Annotated in this window: 17 protein-coding genes; all 17 read left to right on the forward strand. The window is 31.2% G+C overall.

Annotated features, from left to right (window positions below; all coding sequences use genetic code 11):
- The first annotated feature begins 10 nt into the window (after positions 1–10).
- The 17 genes from BMY18_RS17780 (at position 11) to BMY18_RS17860 (ending at position 17618) form a co-directional block, all read left to right on the forward strand.
- Entirely contained in the window at positions 11–1129 is a 1119-nt protein-coding gene (locus BMY18_RS17780; protein ID WP_092456914.1) for a glycosyltransferase family 4 protein, read from the forward strand.
- A gap of 35 nt (positions 1130–1164) precedes the next feature.
- Positions 1165–2268, forward strand: a complete 1104-nt coding sequence (locus BMY18_RS17785; protein WP_092456917.1) for a glycosyltransferase family 4 protein — start codon at positions 1165–1167, stop codon at positions 2266–2268.
- 12 nt (positions 2269–2280) lie between these two features.
- Entirely contained in the window at positions 2281–3144 is an 864-nt protein-coding gene (locus tag BMY18_RS17790) for a glycosyltransferase family 2 protein (protein ID WP_092456920.1), read from the forward strand.
- 13 nt (positions 3145–3157) lie between these two features.
- Positions 3158–4438 (forward strand): O-antigen ligase family protein, encoded by a 1281-nt coding sequence (locus BMY18_RS17795; RefSeq protein ID WP_092456923.1) that lies wholly within the window; start codon positions 3158–3160, stop codon positions 4436–4438.
- Positions 4439–4620: 182 nt separating this feature from the next.
- Entirely contained in the window at positions 4621–5763 is a 1143-nt protein-coding gene (locus BMY18_RS17800) for a glycosyltransferase WbsX family protein (RefSeq protein ID WP_092456926.1), read from the forward strand.
- Positions 5763–6971, forward strand: a complete 1209-nt coding sequence (locus tag BMY18_RS17805) for a polysaccharide pyruvyl transferase family protein (RefSeq protein ID WP_092456929.1) — start codon at positions 5763–5765, stop codon at positions 6969–6971. The genes BMY18_RS17800 and BMY18_RS17805 overlap by 1 nt, the downstream gene beginning before the upstream one ends.
- A gap of 28 nt (positions 6972–6999) precedes the next feature.
- A complete protein-coding gene (locus BMY18_RS17810; RefSeq protein ID WP_092456932.1) occupies positions 7000–8160 on the forward strand; it encodes a Coenzyme F420 hydrogenase/dehydrogenase, beta subunit C-terminal domain in 1161 nt (386 codons plus the stop codon).
- Positions 8161–8184: 24 nt separating this feature from the next.
- Entirely contained in the window at positions 8185–9156 is a 972-nt protein-coding gene (locus BMY18_RS17815; protein ID WP_092456935.1) for a hypothetical protein, read from the forward strand.
- A 47-nt stretch (positions 9157–9203) separates the two neighbouring features.
- Positions 9204–10058 carry an SDR family NAD(P)-dependent oxidoreductase gene (locus BMY18_RS17820; protein ID WP_092456938.1) on the forward strand — a complete coding sequence of 285 codons (855 nt, stop codon included), beginning with the start codon at positions 9204–9206 and terminating at the stop codon, positions 10056–10058.
- A 23-nt stretch (positions 10059–10081) separates the two neighbouring features.
- Positions 10082–10756, forward strand: a complete 675-nt coding sequence (locus tag BMY18_RS17825) for a hypothetical protein (protein ID WP_092456941.1) — start codon at positions 10082–10084, stop codon at positions 10754–10756.
- A gap of 19 nt (positions 10757–10775) precedes the next feature.
- Complete coding sequence (locus BMY18_RS17830) at positions 10776–12323, forward strand: lipopolysaccharide biosynthesis protein (protein ID WP_092456944.1); 1548 nt, start codon at positions 10776–10778, stop codon at positions 12321–12323.
- 91 nt (positions 12324–12414) lie between these two features.
- On the forward strand, positions 12415–13014 hold the full coding sequence (locus BMY18_RS17835) for an LbetaH domain-containing protein (RefSeq protein ID WP_092456948.1): 600 nt from the start codon (positions 12415–12417) through the stop codon (positions 13012–13014).
- Positions 13015–13146: 132 nt separating this feature from the next.
- Complete coding sequence (gene rfbA, locus BMY18_RS17840) at positions 13147–14025, forward strand: glucose-1-phosphate thymidylyltransferase RfbA (RefSeq protein WP_092456951.1); 879 nt, start codon at positions 13147–13149, stop codon at positions 14023–14025.
- Between the two features lie 32 nt (positions 14026–14057).
- Positions 14058–14609, forward strand: coding sequence for a dTDP-4-dehydrorhamnose 3,5-epimerase (rfbC, locus tag BMY18_RS17845; protein ID WP_092456953.1), 552 nt, complete (start codon positions 14058–14060; stop codon positions 14607–14609).
- A 22-nt stretch (positions 14610–14631) separates the two neighbouring features.
- Complete coding sequence (gene gmd, locus BMY18_RS17850) at positions 14632–15663, forward strand: GDP-mannose 4,6-dehydratase (protein ID WP_092456955.1); 1032 nt, start codon at positions 14632–14634, stop codon at positions 15661–15663.
- 79 nt (positions 15664–15742) lie between these two features.
- A complete protein-coding gene (locus BMY18_RS17855; RefSeq protein WP_092456958.1) occupies positions 15743–16678 on the forward strand; it encodes a GDP-mannose 4,6-dehydratase in 936 nt (311 codons plus the stop codon).
- A gap of 247 nt (positions 16679–16925) precedes the next feature.
- Positions 16926–17618, forward strand: a complete 693-nt coding sequence (locus BMY18_RS17860; protein ID WP_092456961.1) for an acylneuraminate cytidylyltransferase family protein — start codon at positions 16926–16928, stop codon at positions 17616–17618.
- Positions 17619–17665: the final 47 nt, after the last annotated feature.

Consider the following 17665-nt stretch of genomic DNA (forward strand, 5'->3'; position numbering starts at 1 on the left):
AGGACTTAGCATGAGAATTGGAATTGATATTAGCGTATTGTGTTATCAATGGGATGGAATTGGAACACTAGTGTTTGATTTCCTGAATTATATAAATGGACTAGACGACTGTGATCAGTATTTTCTTTATGCAGATCGTCCAACTAAAGTAGACTTAGCATTAGACAAGCGGTTTACCATTCATACAGCTAATGGGAATAATCATATGCTGTGGTTACTTTTTGTTTTACCCAAGTATATAAAAAATGATAAATTGGACTTCTTTTGGCAACCTAATTTTATTTTTCCATTTAAGATAAAGAATGTGAAAAATATAATTCATGTTCATGATATGTCAGCATATGCCTACACAAATTATGCACCTAGAAATACTGTTATTGCACATAAATTATTTTTGAAAAAATCCTGTAAAAATGCATATAAGATTCTCGCAATATCAAATAATGGTGAAAAAGAGATTGAACATAGGTTAAAAGTAAATCCAGCTAAGATAAAGGTTATTTATATAGGGAAAAAAATGTTCCCCAAAGGTGAAGATGCAAGTGAGAGTGATGTTGATATAGTGTTGAACAAGTTTGGAATACATAATAAGGAATATATTTTGTTTGTTGGGACATTGTCACCCCGGAAAAATGCGAATGTTTTGATTCAGGCATATCTTGAATACAGAAAAAATGGTGGTAAGAAAAAATTAATGTTAGCAGGAAATATAGCTGCAAAATGTGAATATTTACGAGATGTAATTAATTCAAGTTCTTATAAAAATGATATAATTTTTGCTGGTTATGTGAATGATTTGGAGAAAAGAGTTTTATATTTTAATGCTTTTTCATTATTGTTTCCGTCGAGATTGGAGGGATTTGGATATCCATTGTTAGAGGGAATGCAGGCTGAAATCCCAGTCATTACAAGTAGGGTCTCATGCATGCCAGAAATTGCAAGTGATGCAGCAATATATCTTGATGATATTGATGATTGGAAAGCACTTTCTGAATGTATTTTCAGAGTGGAAACAATGAACGATGATGAACTCAAAAAGATTGTGGAAAAGGGTAAAGAAAGAGTGGATTATTTTGATAACATGAGTTATTTAAGGGAATTGTACAATACGATTCATGATGTAGAGTGAAAATAATATTATTATATGGAGAATGAGGAAATAGTATGAAGATATTAATAGTTTGCGGTAGTTTTCCACCAGCAAAGTGCGGTGTCGGAGACTATAGTTGGGAACTTGCCAAAGCGTTAGCTTATGAGGGCAATGAAGTAAGTGTATTAACAAGTACAAGTTATGGAAATAACAAGGGTATAAGGATTTTTAATGTTATTGATGATTGGAAAAAATATGATGCTGTGAAGAAGATTATTTCGATTTGTAGAAAAGAAAAATTTGATATTGTTCATTTGCAATGGCCTTCTGCAGAATATTATAATAGTAAATGGATGCTGTTTTGTGTACCTTTGTTAAGAATTATAGGTATAAATATTGTACTTACACTACATGAGTATAATGAGTGTACAAGAAATTATAAGTTGGGAAGAATTCCATCAATAATCTTTGCTAAAAAGGTTTTTGTTGTTGATAAGAGATTTATAGATGATATTTTGCATTATACTCCATTTATAAATAGGAACAAAATGGAATATGTGCCAATAGGAGCTAGTATTCCTAAATCATCATTGGGTTTGGACGAATGTAATATGTTGAAGTATAAAATTACGGGGGATAAGAATTGCTTTTTAATTGCACACTTTGGATTCCCAAATGAGGCTAAGTGCATTGATGTTGTTTTAAAATCGTTATCTCGGTTAAAGGTGTTATATAGCAACTTTTATTATATGATGATTTGTGATATGAGTAACACAAAGGATTCTTACCAAAAAAACATACTTGATTTAATTCAGGAATTAGAATTAGAAAAGCATGTGATTATTACAGGGTACAAGTCATCAGATGATGTTGCTGATTATTTGAAATGTTCAGACATTGCGGTACTATTATTTAAAAATGGTATTTCTCCAAGAAATAGTAGCTTTTTAGCTACAGCTGAGCAAGGAATAAAAGTCATAACCTCTGGGGATACCAGTGTTTTAGGGTTTGAATGTAAAAATGTTATATCAATTGATAATAATCCAGATAGTTTGCTTGATGAAATTCTTAATTCCATAGAAAAATCTAAGAATAGTCAGGAATATAACAATATAGGAGTACCACAGTTTTCGGATGTTGCAAAAATGCACGAGCAATATTATAAAGTCATATTATAAGGATGTGAAATTGTGAGAGAATATGGATTAAGTATAGTTATTGTAAGTTACAACAATATGGAAGTAATTGAACAATGTTTAAATTCAATATATAAATATAATGATATTGGGAAAAACATACAGGTTATTGTAGTCGAACAAAGTCCATCCAATGATATTTATGAATTTCTGTTAAAAGAATATACTCAGTTTGGTACAATTATTATTAGAAATGAAAATAATGGGTTTGGTGCAGGAAATAATAGAGGATTTGAACATGTTTCAAAAGAATATGTATTGTTTTTAAATCCAGATACTATATTGATAGAACCTGTTTTTAAATATGCACTTGATAAATTTGTAAAGAATGATAAACTTGGTGTCTTTGGTATACAATTGCTTGATAAGGATGGAAATAAAAATTTAAGTTATAATTATATGATTAATTTTGGCTTGAAATTCATACTAACAAGTAAAATCAAGCAGATTAATGATAGTGATTTTGATGGAAAAAAAATGTATATCAACGGTGCAGATATTTTCATAAGGTCTGAGTTGTTTGTTGAAATCAAAAAATTTGATGAGAAAATTTTTATGTATGGTGAAGAAACAGATATTTGTTTACGAGCATTAAAACTAGGTTATGATATCAAATTTTTTTCGGATAAAAAAATTATACATCTGGAAGGTCAGTCAACAAATAAAAAAGGTGTGTATGAGAAGTTATGTAAATCATTTGTATATTTGGGAAAGAAATATGATATTAGATATAAATCATATTTACGAAGTGAATTGATTTATTATGTAATTAAACTGAAAATACAGAAAAATCTTACAAATGATTCGGTTATTTTGCTAAACGATAGATTAAATGTTTTACGAAAATATATTATATAAGGGGCGAAATTGAGTGAAAACAGGTAAGTTAGTACTGAAATTTTCAAGTTCAAGTATGTTGGTTTTTATATTTATTATAATTACATTATTGGAGATAAGACTATTTGATCTGGTTCAAATACCAGGAGTATTATCTAGAATATGGTCAGAAGCAAATTGGACATTTGTTTTTTGTGTAATGGTAGTAGTCACCATTATTCAAGTACTGAAAAAGCCTAGTATATGGTACAAGTCTGGGTTCATTAGGAAATATTTTCGACTGCTTATGGTTTCTTTAATAATTATTGTTGCATATTCGATAGTTATATATCAAAAACAAGGTATTATTTATATATTATATAGTTGCACGGATTTTTTATCTGTTGTTTTTTCACTGTATATTTTAGAAATAATGAAGAAAAAAGGTGATTATAAAGTAATATTTAATATTTTATTGGCTTTTGCGACAATTATTTCTGGCTTGTGTATAGTTCAGTCTTTTATTTATTCAAATGGAGGACCACTTTTTTTACAGGGAGCATCAGGAGCAGTTATGAGAAACGGTAAATTACGTATGTCTCTAGGTAGTTTTCAAATGATAAGTACTGTTTATGCGTTATACAAGTGTTATGGAATTTCTAATAAGAACAAGATTATAGGAACTATTATTTTTATGATTAATTTCTTTGCTTTGCTTTATGCAGGTCAAACTCGGATGCAAATCATTGCTGTGGTACTTGGTTGTATCGTTGTTATTATGTTATATACAAATACCCCTATAAGATCACTAATTGTTTGCATTTTTGGCTTTAGTGTAATAATTTATTTGGTATATTCAGGAATGTTAAGCGGATTTTTTGGCACTTTTTCTGACGAAAGTATTTCAGATAATAATGCTCGATTCGGTGCTTTAACATTTTACTGGCAGCATTTTCTTCAAAATCCACTTATATGTTTCGGCTTTATTGTAAATCCAATTTATTTTAGCTTGAAATACGGCCCATTCGGTAAATATTATTACGTTGATGTTGGAGTAGTTGGATTGCTTGCTCAAACAGGACTGTTTACTATTATAATATACATATGGCCTGTTATTCATTGGGGAAAAGAATGCATAAATATCCTTAAAAATAAAGTCTATAGGAATAAATATGGCTTTTTAGTAGTATTGTTAGTCTTAGTTATAGCTACGACACCAACACTAATTATCACAAATAGTGGCCGTTCATTTATGTGGCCTGTATTATTTGCAACTTATGAGTTTTTTTCTATACGATTGAATGAGGACAGGAGAAATATATTAAATGGTAATTAATATTTCTACTTTTGCAGGTTGGAAGAACAAAAGGTTGGGAGTATATTCAAGAGTATTTCAATTTATAATATGAATTGGTTTTTTGTGAATAGATCAAATAGAAATCTGAAATTTCAACAGTTATGTGTTATGTATTTTTTGGAAAGATAATATACCAATATAAATTTCGAAGGGGATAAAATATGTTACAAAACAAAAAAATTATTGCTTTTTACTTGCCACAGTTTCACTCAATACCCGAGAATGATGAAGCATATGGAAAAGGATTTACAGAATGGACTAATACAAAAAAGGCAGAGCCTCTTTTTGATGGACATTATCAGCCTAAGACACCATATGGTGAAGACTACTATTGTATATTAGATGATGGGGTGATGGAAAAGCAGGCAAAACTAGCCAAAGAAAATGGCATATATGGTTTTTGCTACTATCATTATTGGTTTAAGAATGGTAAAAAGATACTTGAAAAACCATTAGAGAATATGTTGAAAAATCCCAATATAGATATTCCTTTTTGCATGTGTTGGGCTAATGAAAATTGGACTAAGCGATGGGATGGGGGAAATAATGAAGTTATTGTCGCTCAAGATTACGGGGATATGAAAGATTTAGATGATCATATACAGTATTTGTGCCAGTTTTTTAAAGATGATAGATATATTAAAGAAGATGAGATGCCAATTCTATTGATATACAAACCTGAATTAATACCAAATTTAAAAAAAGTCATCAAAAGAATAAGGAAAAAGGTGGTCGAAAATGGTTTTCCGGGGATTAAGTTGATTGTACAATTTCCAACATTTTTTTTAGAAGGAGCCAAACTAAATTTATTCGACAATTATATTCAATTCGAGCCAATATTTATCCATTTGGAATTGGTTGATCGCGAAAGGAAAAAATATAAAAAGAAAATTAAAAGAATAATGCTTACAATAGGATTTGATAAGTTGTTAAGAAAAATACAAAATTCAAAGTTAGTTGGTAATATGCAAAGTGCGAGGAAACTAACTCATAGATTATATGATAATGACTGGGATGATATTCTTAATTATAAAATTAAGGATAAAAGGCTTATTGCAGGTGCTTTTGTAGATTGGGATAATACATCAAGAAATATATGTGGGGTTGTATATGAGGGATCGACACCTGATAAATTCGGTAAAAATATGAAGAGACTTATTAATAAGGTAGATAAAGAGTACTCTAATGAATTTATTTATGTTAATGCTTGGAATGAATGGGCAGAAGGAGCCTACCTTGAACCAGATGAAAAATATGGATATGCATATTTAGAAGCGTTAAAAATTGCATTGGAGGATGATTAATGAATAAAATTTATTTACCATCACATAAAGATGGAGATAATAGAGGTTGTGAAGCTATAACTCGTGGGACTATAGCTATATTAAATGGATTGCCAGAGAGCATAATTGGTTATAGTAATAACTTGGAAGTAGATAAGAAATTGGGTCTTTCTAAATTGTTCGATTTAAGGGCTATGCCTACTTATTCGGATGAGTCAATAGTATCAAAAATGGTGTTTATATTAAAAAGAATTTTATTGAGAAATAATAAAACTCGTCATATATATAAAGCAGGACATTTGTATGAATATATTATGAAAGAAATGGATTCTGGAGACTTGGTATTATCGACGGGTGGAGATATGCTATGCTATGAAAATAACGAGATAATTTATATCAATAATTATTTATCAAAGAAGCACGTAAAAACTATTTTATGGGGATGTTCTATTGGATATGATAATTTGACGCCTGAAAAAATATACACGTTGAAGAAATTTTCTTTTATTACTGTACGTGAGTCTTTGACAAAGCAGATGTTAGAAGAAAAGTTAGGATTAGACAATGTAGAGTTATACCCCGATCCGGCTTTTGTACTAGAATCGAAGACGTGTACGCTTCCTGATTATATGTATAAAAAAAAGGTTTGTGGAATTAATCTTAGCAACTTCGTAGGAAAGGATGTTAGTTTTGATACTGTATTTGGGAAAAATCTATTACATCTAATTAACTATATTCTTTCGGATACATCGTTGGATGTAGTATTTATTCCGCATGTGTTTTGGCAAGGCCAAGATGATCGAATTGTGTGTAAGGCTCTTTTTGAAAAGTTTAAAGAGACAGAGAGAATTCATCTTTTTAATAGTGAAAATTTGAATTATTGTGAGATTCGGTATGCAGTCTCTAAGTGTCAATTCTTTATTGGCACACGAACACATGCAATGATTTCAGCATACTCAATGTGCGTACCAGCGCTGGCCCTTGGGTATTCAGTTAAAGCACGCGGGATTGCAAAAGATTTAGGTATGCCTACAGAATTGGTGGTTGATTATCAATCTATCAAAGATCTCGATGAATTGATAATAGCATTTAAGTATATGTATGATAATGAAGATGTTATTAGAAAACACTTAGAAGATAATATTCCTAATTATTCCGCAAAAGCTTTTGAAGCTAAAAGTGTTGTAGAGAGATTATATACTCCTAATATTACAAAAAAAAATAGATAGGAATTCCTATATTGGAAAATTTGAAAATATGATAGATATAAAAGATAAATTAAAATGCACTGGTTGCTCGGCCTGTTACAACTGTTGCCCAACAAATGCAATTACTATGGTAACTGACAACGAAGGTTTTGCATATCCGTGTGTTAATCATAATAAATGCATAAAATGTAATAAATGTGAGGTTGTATGCCCATTTGTTACGGAAAAAATAAAGTTGGATGATTTTAAAAAGTGTTTTGCTGCATACAATAAGAATTCTGAAGACAGAACGAATAGTTCATCTGGTGGTATGTTTATTGCCTTGTCAAAAGAAATAATTCGCCAAGATGGAATTATATATGGTTCTGCATTCGATGAAAAGTTTCTTGCATATCATACCGAAGCCCAAAATTACGATGAATTGCAGAATTTATTAGGTTCAAAATATATGCAGAGCCGAATAGGTGATGTGTTTAAAAATGTTAAACAGCAACTTATTAGTGACCGAAAGGTACTATTTGTTGGAACTGGATGTCAGATTGGAGGCCTACTTGGTTATCTTGAAAAAGAGTATGATAATCTAATATGCGTAGATTTTATTTGTTTAGGAACACCGTCGCCTAAAGTATGGTATGACTACTTGAATACTTTTTTTAAACAAAAAGAAATAAAAAAAATTAAATTTAAAGATAAAAGCTTGGGATGGCATACTTTTTCTTTAAAAATCGAATCGCTATATGAATCATTTTGTAGAAATGGAAGACAAACATATTTCTTTTCAGGTTATTTTAAACACTTATATTCAAGACCATCTTGTAGCGAGTGTATTTTCAAGCAAGGCAATCGTTTAAGTGATATCACGATATCTGACTGCTGGGGATATTCCTATATTGCACCTGAGTTGGATGATAATAAAGGTTTATCCAGTATAGTATGTCATTCAGAAAAAGGGCTTAAATTATTTCAGAAGATTCAAGAACAATTAGTCTGGAAAGATGCTTCGTTAGATGATGTTTTAAAATATAATAGCAATTATTGTAAATCAGCACCCATGGGAAAAGATAGGGAAGCATTTTGGCATGATTACGATAAGCTGCCTAAAGATAAACTGTTTGAAAAATATTGTCAACCGGAAAAAATAAATTTGGTAAGAAAAATACTAAAAAAAATCAAGGCAAAATTAAAAACACTTTTGAATAAAATGCATTGATAGACAAAGATAGGAGATTAAGTAATGTGGATTGTTATTTTGATAGTTGTGATTATTCTACTTGGTTCAATATTTTTGAATCAGATGTACATGAAAACAAACGAATATAAAAATACTCAATTAGATATTCAGAAATATATTGAGGGGATTCCATATGATCTCAAATTTGTCAATTTGGGAAGTACGTATGCAAAATATGCTTTTGATACTTATGATGATTTATGTATGAGTGGCTTTAATTTTGCTTTACAATCGGAAAGCCTTGAAATGGATGAGAAGATATTGCATCACTATGTTAACAATATTATGCCTGACGGTATTGTGGTTATAGTTGTTGCAGCTTGTGTGTTGCTATATAAAGGTCAAGATGATAATTTGCAATATTATAAAATTCTAAGTAAAGAGAATATACCACATTATAAACTTAGTAAAAAAATAAAATCAAAATATCCTTTATTTTTTCATCCTAAAAAAATAAAAAAAATCATTAAAGATTTAAAAAAAATGAATAGTATTTATGATAATTACCCAGATATTCTTTCTGTGAATAATTCACAGAAAGAAATGGATAACTTGGTTAAAGTGTGGAAAAAATTATTTAATTTATCTGATTTAAGAAAATCTGACTTATCGCAGGAAAATAGATTGATTCTTTCTTCAAACTGCGAGGTTTTAAAAAGAATGATTAGCTATTGTATTGAGAAAGGATTAAGACCAATCGTGGTTATTCCTCCATTTTCTATAAGGTTAAATCAATATTTTTCTGATGAATTTAATGAGAAAATAATTAGAGATAATATTATGGAAATAATAGACGAAATTAATATTCCATTTCTTGATTATCAGGAAGATGAGATGTTTCAAAATTCACCCGAGCTATTTTGTGATGGGGGATTTAAGTTAAATAACCGTGGAAGTCAATTGTTTGTTAAGCATTTAGCATTCGATTTAAAGTCGTATGGTATTGAGGTTGATAACTCAACCGTTGGAAAATAAATTTAGATGTTTAGCAAGAGTTTATTCTGTTAGTCAGGAGGAATCGAATGGTATTGAGAAAATTTAAAGAAAAATTAAAATATGAGCAGTTAGAACCGTTAAAATACACTGAATATTTAAGAGATGCCTATCTTACGCCGAGTGTGGTTGGTGGTCAACTAGAAGGAAAAAAAGTTCTTATTACAGGCGGATCTGGAGGAATTGGGACAGTATTAGCGTTGCGCTTTATGACTGAAAGGTCTGTAGTTACCATTAGTGGTAGGAATCAAGAAAAATTAGAATCGACAGTTGACTATTTACGAAAAAAGATACCTCAGGCTAAGGTAGATTATATTTTGATAGATCAATCATCACAACAAAGAATAGATACGGCGGTGGATTACTTAAAAAAGACAAATAAAATACCTGATATACTAGTGAATAACGCCGGAGTACTGTCTGATGTAGATAAAAAGCGTGCTTTTCGAAATGTTACGCAAAGTGATTTTGATAATGTCTGGAATATAAATTTTAAAGGTACAGTTCAATTGACTGAAAGAATTGCCACAGAAATGGTAGAACAGAAAATATCAGGGAATATTATTAATATTGCATCTATATGTGCAGAATTCAGAAATTTTCAATATACACCATATGGAATTTCCAAAGCAGCAATTATTGAATACACACGTTTGCTTTGCAAAAAATATCCATTATTAACAGTAAATGTTATACAACCGGGGTCAGTAGCTACGGTGATGAGTGGATTAAGTATGGGGGATAATATATCTCAAAATTGTAATGCACTTTATCGTCCTGCGTTGCCAGAGGAAATAGCTGCATTTATTGCATTTTTAGCAGGTGGTTTTGGTGTTTATCTTACAGATGGAGGTCATATTGTGTCTGCCTGTGAAATTTTGTAGCAAGCAGTAAACAAGAAATAATAATGAATAAAATAATAAACAAAATCAAGCATTTGATGGGTACTCCTGTTATGATAAGACCAATTGCAGATACAAACAATTATCAAATCAATCAATCTGGTTTTTCAGGGAATTCATTAAGTGATCAAAACATTCTAATTGTTACTAATATTGTGGATGGATACGAAAAAATTAAAGATATATTTAAAAATGAGAACTGTTACTTGAGTATTCTTTACTGCGATAATGATACTCTTAATGATGAAATGATAAAGAAATCATCGGCGGGACTTCTTGGATCATATACACATATTATAAATCTCGTGGTATCCGATAATACTAATATGCAACTTAAAGCTCAAATTACAGTCATAAATGATCCAGTAAGATGTGTGTATCAGTGGTTGCAGGTTGAAAGTGGTTACCTTATTGAAAAGACTTCATATGCAACAATATGTACAGCTTATTATTATAATGATACCATATTTGATATCGAAAAAAATTCGCAAAATGGAGGAATCTCTAGTTTGATTAAAGGATTGGGAGGGGTGCTGTCGAATCATGGTATTATAGAAAATGGATTAATTTCATCTTCTAAGGTACCATTTGAAGAAATGTTACATACAACGATTTATTTAAGTGGCAAATATGGTCAGATTATGGCTGGAGAAGTCCTACATATGGAGTTGCGTAGATAAAATTTGAAATGGAGAATAAATGCAGAATTCAAGAACTAAAAATTCAATGCTTATCATACTAACAAGTGGGGTACGCCAAATACTTACACTTGTGCTTACATTTGTGAGTAGAACGGTATTTATTAAGATATTAGGTGCGGAATATCTAGGGCTTAACGGACTTTTTTCCAATATTCTCTCATTATTAGCACTTTCGGAGCTGGGAATAGGTGCAGCTATATCATTTTATTTATATCAACCGTTAGCTGATAATGACATAGAACGTATTAAAACTCTGATGAAGTTTTATAAGATATGCTATCGAGTAATTGGATTGGCTATTGTTGGTATTGGATGTTGTATTATGCCATTTTTAGCTTATATGGTAAATTTTGATCAAGGAGTACCTGGGAATCTATATTTGGTTTATTTCATATATTTGCTAAATACAGCTTCATCATATTCGTTTTTTGCTTATAAGCAGGCTTTGGTGACAGCAAATCAGGAACAATATAAAATAGAAAATATAAACATTGCGTTTTCTTTCATCAACTGCCTTGCTGATATAATAGTTCTAATTATTGCAAGAAATTTTGTTGTTTATTTGATTGTTAAATTATTGCTAGTAATGTTGAAAAATGTTATTATAGCAATTAAGATAAATAAAGAGTATCCATATTTGAAAGAAAAAAACGTTCAGCCCTTAAAGAAAAAAGAGGTTATGATTTTCTTTAAGGACGTAGGTGCTGTAGCTATATTTAAAAGTGGTTCTACCTTATTTAATGCTACAGATAATATTGTTATTTCAATGTTATTAGGCACAGTTGTTGTTGGATATTATAGTAACTATTTTATGATTATTTCGCAGATTACTATTATTATTAATATAATTGTTCGTTCTTTTGCTGCTGGAATTGGAAATGTAATTGCAAAAGAAAGTAAAGAAAGACATTTCGCTATTTTTAAGCAAATTGATTTTTTGGTCTATTTTGTTGTTACTGTATGTACAGCATGTTTTTTTCAGTTGTTGAATTCGTTTGTGAAGATTTGGATAGGCAATATTGATGCCAATTATGTTTTGAGCCAATCAGTTATAATTTTTTTGTGTATGAATTTTTTCTTCGATGGTACTACACAAATTATGAATTCTTTTAGAGAAGGAAGTGGGAATTTTAGTACAGGAAAGTACTTGCAGATTTTTGGAGGAATAGTGAATATAATCCTATCAGTTGTTTTGGGGAAAATATTTGGATTGTCAGGAATATTTGCTGCGACAGTAATTAGTAAAGGATTTATTACGTTGCTACCATTTATGGTTGGTATCAGTAAAGATGTGTTTGATAAGGGGAAATATACTATTCTTTTAAAATATATCAAAAACGGAATAGTAGCTTTTTTGAGCATTGCTTTATTGTGGTTCACTTGTACTAGTATTCATATGACAGATATAGCTGGTTTTGTGCTTGAATGTATATTGTCCATTCTCATTCCATCATTTGTTTTGATAGTTGTTTTCTTTAAGACGGATGAAATGACACAGTTGCGCAAAAGAGCATCATACATGGTTATCGGATTTAGGAATAAATGAAAAATGTTTTATGGAAGATTAGGCTATGAGGTATGGTAAATCAAAATAGATCTTAAAAAATGCTGTTGTACAACTATTGAAGGGAGAAAAAATGAAAATAAAAAAAGTATTTTCGAAAAGTACATATTTGCCAAATCAAAAATCTTATAATGAATTGATAGATTATGACTATAAATTTAATGCAGCTTTTAGGAGTTGCGATGTACTTCCAAAGAGTTTTTTGCAGAGTGATGAATGGAGGTTTATAAAATATTATAGAAAATTTCAATGCAATAAGGGAAATATATGGGAAAAAATATATATAAAAAGGTTACATTCATTATCAATGAAGACAGGAATTGATGTAGAAAATAACACTAGTATTGGGAAGGGCTTGATTGTTGGACACTGGGGTAGAATAGTAATTAACGGAATGGCACATTTTGGTAATGAATTATTTATCACTCATGGTGTGACGATAGGGCGAGATACCCGTGGTAAAAGAAAAGGTGTTCCTACTTTTGGTGATAGAGTCTGTATAAGGACAAATAGTACTGTAGTCGGAAATGTGCATATCGGAAATGATGTGTTAATTGCACCAAATACATTTGTTAATTTCGATGTTCCGGATCATTCTATTGTGATTGGGAATCCAGCATCTGTGCATTATAGAGATAATGCTACAGAGGGACATATTCCGAAGATAGATTAGTGTAATAGGTATTTAATGTTGTTATGTAGACTTGTTTTATAGGACTCAAAATGTAGAACTTAGTATGTAAATATTAATATGTAAAACGAAATATATCAATTGATTATATAGAAAATCGCGAGGTGAATTTTTATGAAAGGCATTATTTTAGCCGGTGGAAGCGGAACAAGACTCTATCCATTGACAATGGTTACAAGTAAACAATTATTACCAGTATATGATAAGCCCATGATCTTTTATCCCTTATCAGTACTTATGATGGCAGGAATAAAAGATATTCTTATCATATCAACTCCAAATGATTTGCCTAATTTTGAGAAATTATTTGGGGATGGAACCAATCTTGGAATTCATCTTTCTTATAAGGCTCAACCATCACCTGACGGACTTGCCCAAGCATTTATTCTTGGGGAAGAATTTATTAATGGGGATTCTTGTGCAATGATCCTTGGAGATAATATATTCTATGGCAGTGGTCTTGGAGCACATCTTAAGGCAGCTGTAGGTAGACAGGATGGAGCAACTGTCTTTGGGTATTATGTGGACGATCCCGAAAGATTTGGAATCGTGGAATTTGATAAAGATGGTAAGGCTATTTCCATTGAGGAGAAGCCAGAGAATCCCAGGTCCAATTATTGTGTTACAGGTCTTTATTTTTATGACAAAAATGTATGTGAATATGCAAAATCAATTCAGCCATCACCAAGAGGAGAACTGGAAATTACAGATTTAAATCGAATATATCTTGAAAAAGGCAATCTGAATGTCGTAACTCTTGGACGTGGTTATGCATGGCTTGATACCGGCACAATGGATGCCCTATCAGAAGCAACGGAATTTATTAAGGTAATTGAGAAAAGACAGGGAATTCAGATATCTGCTATTGAGGAGATTGCATTTAAGAATAATTGGATTACCAAAGAGCAATTATTACAGCATGCAGTTAGATATGGAAAGTCCCCTTATGGTCAGCATCTGAAAAAGGTTGCCGAGGGAAAGATTATTTACTAATATAAAAAGAAATTAAAATCGAGGAAAACAGAATGAGTAAAATTAATGTAACAACATGCGAAATAGAAGGTTTATATGTAATAGAACCATCAGTTTTTGGTGATGAAAGAGGATATTTCATGGAAACCTACAACCAGAAGGATTTTGAAGAAGAAGGCTTGAATATGGTATTTGTTCAGGACAACCAGTCAATGAGTACGAAAAACGTTCTAAGAGGCCTTCATTTTCAGATTAATCACCCACAGGGTAAGTTAGTAAGGGTTGTAAGAGGAACTGTATTTGATGTTGCAGTTGATATCCGTAAGGTCTCCAAAACCTACGGTCAATGGTTTGGTGTTGAATTATCAGCTGAAAATAAAAAACAGTTCTATATTTCTGAGGGATTTGCACATGGATTTTTAGTGCAAAGTGATGAAGCAGAATTTGCTTATAAATGTACAGACTTTTATCACCCAAATGACGAAGGTGGAATTAAGTGGGATGATCCAGATATCGGAATTAAGTGGCCAGTTGAAGATCTGAACAGCCTTAATATATCTGAGAAGGATAAATTGTGGAGTGGAATTATGGAGCTTGAAAAATAAACATATTAAAAGGAGAATGAAAATGAAAAATGCATTAATTACAGGTATTACAGGACAAGATGGTTCATATTTAGCGGAACTTTTGCTTGAAAAAGGCTATAATGTATATGGTATCATGAGAAGAAAAAGTGAAGTGACTTATGGAAACGTTGAACATATCAAAGAAAAAATCCACTTTATTTATGCTGATATGACAGATCCTATTTCACTTATTTCTGCAATGAAGATTTCACAGCCTGATGAGGTTTATAACCTTGCAGCTCAATCATTTGTTGCGACTTCATGGGATACGCCATTGGGTACTGCGGATATTGATGCGTTAGGGGTTACTAATATGCTTGAAGCAATCAGAATAGTTAAACCAGAAGCGCGTTTCTATCAAGCGTCAACTTCAGAAATGTTTGGATTGGTTCAGGCTATTCCACAGTCTGAGACAACCCCTTTTTATCCAAGAAGTCCATATGGTGTTGCTAAATTATACGGCCACTGGATTACGAAGAATTACAGAGAAAGCTATAATATGTATGCATGTAGTGGTATTCTTTTCAATCACGAAAGTGAAAGACGTGGCAAGGAATTTGTTACAAGAAAAATTACAGATGCAGTATCTAGAATCAAACAAAATGTTCAAGATCATATAGAATTAGGCAATATGGATGCGAAACGTGACTGGGGACACTCGAAAGATTATGTAAATGCAATGTGGTTAATGCTTCAGCAAGAAACACCAGACGATTATGTAATCGCAACAAATGAAACAAGAACAGTTAGAGAATTCGTTGAAATAGCATTTCGTTGTGTTGATATTGAAGTTGAATGGTCAGGCGAAGGCATTAATGAAATCGGTAAAGATAAAGCAACTGGAAAAGAAATCGTTAAGATTAATCCACAGTTCTTTAGACCAGCCGAAGTTGAAATCCTTATTGGGGATCCAGCCAAAGCGGATACCAATCTTGGATGGGAAAGAGAAATTCCATTCGCTGAATTAGTTGAGAGAATGGTTAAAAATGATATGAAATTAGTGGCTAAAGAAATAAAAACAACTAATTTATAAATGATAAAAGACTTTTTTAATAAACGATTGAAGACGAGGAGTGACACTCCTCGTCTTTTGGAAGTATGGAGGAATTTTTATGAAGGCATTAATTATAGGTGGAGCTGGATTTGTAGGAAACTATCTTATTAAACATTTAAAGAATGATTTGAAATGGGATGTATTTGTTACAAAGATGGCACATGAGAAATTGAATAATGAAGATGTGGAATCATTTGATATAGATATTCTAGATAAAGATCAGATTAAGGAAGTATTTGAAAAAGTAAAACCTGATTATATATTTCATCTCGCGGCACAGAGTTCGGTCGCACTGTCATGGAAAAATCCATCACTTACAATAGATGTTAATGTTAAGGGTAGTGTTAATGTCCTTGACATGGTTAGAGGCCTTGATTATAAGCCAAGAGTGCTACTAATAGGATCGGGTGAAGAATATGGTCATATTAAGCCGGAAGAGTCTCCAATTGTTGAAGATAATGTTGCTAGACCAGGTAACATATATGCAGCAACTAAGGCTTGCCAGAACATGATAGGGAAAATATATGCAGATGGTTATGATCTGGATATCATGATGGTTAGAGCATTTAATCATATCGGACCAAATCAGGCACCTATGTTTGTTGTTGCTGATTTTTGCAAGCAAGTGGCAGAGATTGAACGCGGAGAGAAAGAACCAATCATATATACGGGTAATCTTAGTGCGAAAAGAGACTTCACAGATGTCAGAGATGTTGTAAGAGCATATGGCTTATTGATTCAAAAGGGTAAAAAGGGTGAAACCTACAATATTGGAAGTGGACATGCAATTGCAATTCAAGATATACTTAATAGAATACTTGAGTTTTCAAGGATTAAGATTAAGAATGAAGTGGATCCGTCAAAAATTAGACCAGTGGATGTACCAATCATTGAAGCAGATACTACTAAGATCAGAGCGTGTACAGGATGGATTCCTTATATCTCATTGGATACGACGTTGTTAGAAACTTTAGAATATTGGAGAAATATTTGAATAATAGTACAAAGTAAACGACTCAAAAAGTTAATTAAATTTTGAGCCGTTTTTTTGTAAAGTAGAATGACAGAAAATCAAATATTGCTGTGAAGTGAACAATTACTTAAAAATGACTTTATTCTAGAAAGTTGTTAAGTGGAATTTATTCCCTTTGAAAATAATAGTAGGTAGTGGTAACCTAGTAATATCTTTTAATAATAGATATAGAAATCATCTATTAAGAAAGGAAAAGAGGTAAATACATATGAAAACAGCATGTTTTATTCCAATTATAGAAAATTCCGAAAGAATTCAAGGTAAAAATTTTAGAGTATTAAATGGTAAAAAATTATATGAATATATTATTACACATACAATAGAGTCAGAATGTTTTGATGATATATATATAGATACGAATAGTGAAGAAATTAAGGAATATGCATTGAGTAAGAATTTGAAAATTATTGAGCGTTTAGATAGTTTAGCTCAAAATACTGCTAATGGAAATGATTTAATTAATTATCATATGGAAAATTTTCCTGACTATGACTATTATTTTCAATTATTTGCAACAGCACCATATTTACAGGTCAGTTCTATTAGAGACTGTTTCAATACATTAACAACAAGTGAAACATATGATTCATGTTTTACTGCATTAAAAAGAAATGTATTCTTTTGGTTTAATAGTATGCCTATAAATTATAGACCAGAAATACTTCCACGAAGTCAAGATATTACCAATCTAGCTGAAGAAACAACGGGATTATATGGAATAAGTAAAAAGTCTCTGAAAAAGTACAGATGTAGAATTGGCAGTAGACCATATATAAAATTTGTAGGACTGTTTGAAGCCGTTGATATTAATACGGAGGAAGATTTGAAAATCGCAGAAGTTATTGGAAAATCATATTGGGGTTATTGTGAACAGAAGGAATACGGCTGTGCCACGGGATAATAATATACTTAAACTTTATGCAATAAAGTTCTAAAAGGCCTATATAG

The sequence above is a fragment of the [Clostridium] fimetarium genome, assembly GCF_900111235.1.
Taxonomy (GTDB): Bacteria; Bacillota; Clostridia; order Lachnospirales; family Lachnospiraceae; genus Clostridium_N; species Clostridium_N fimetarium.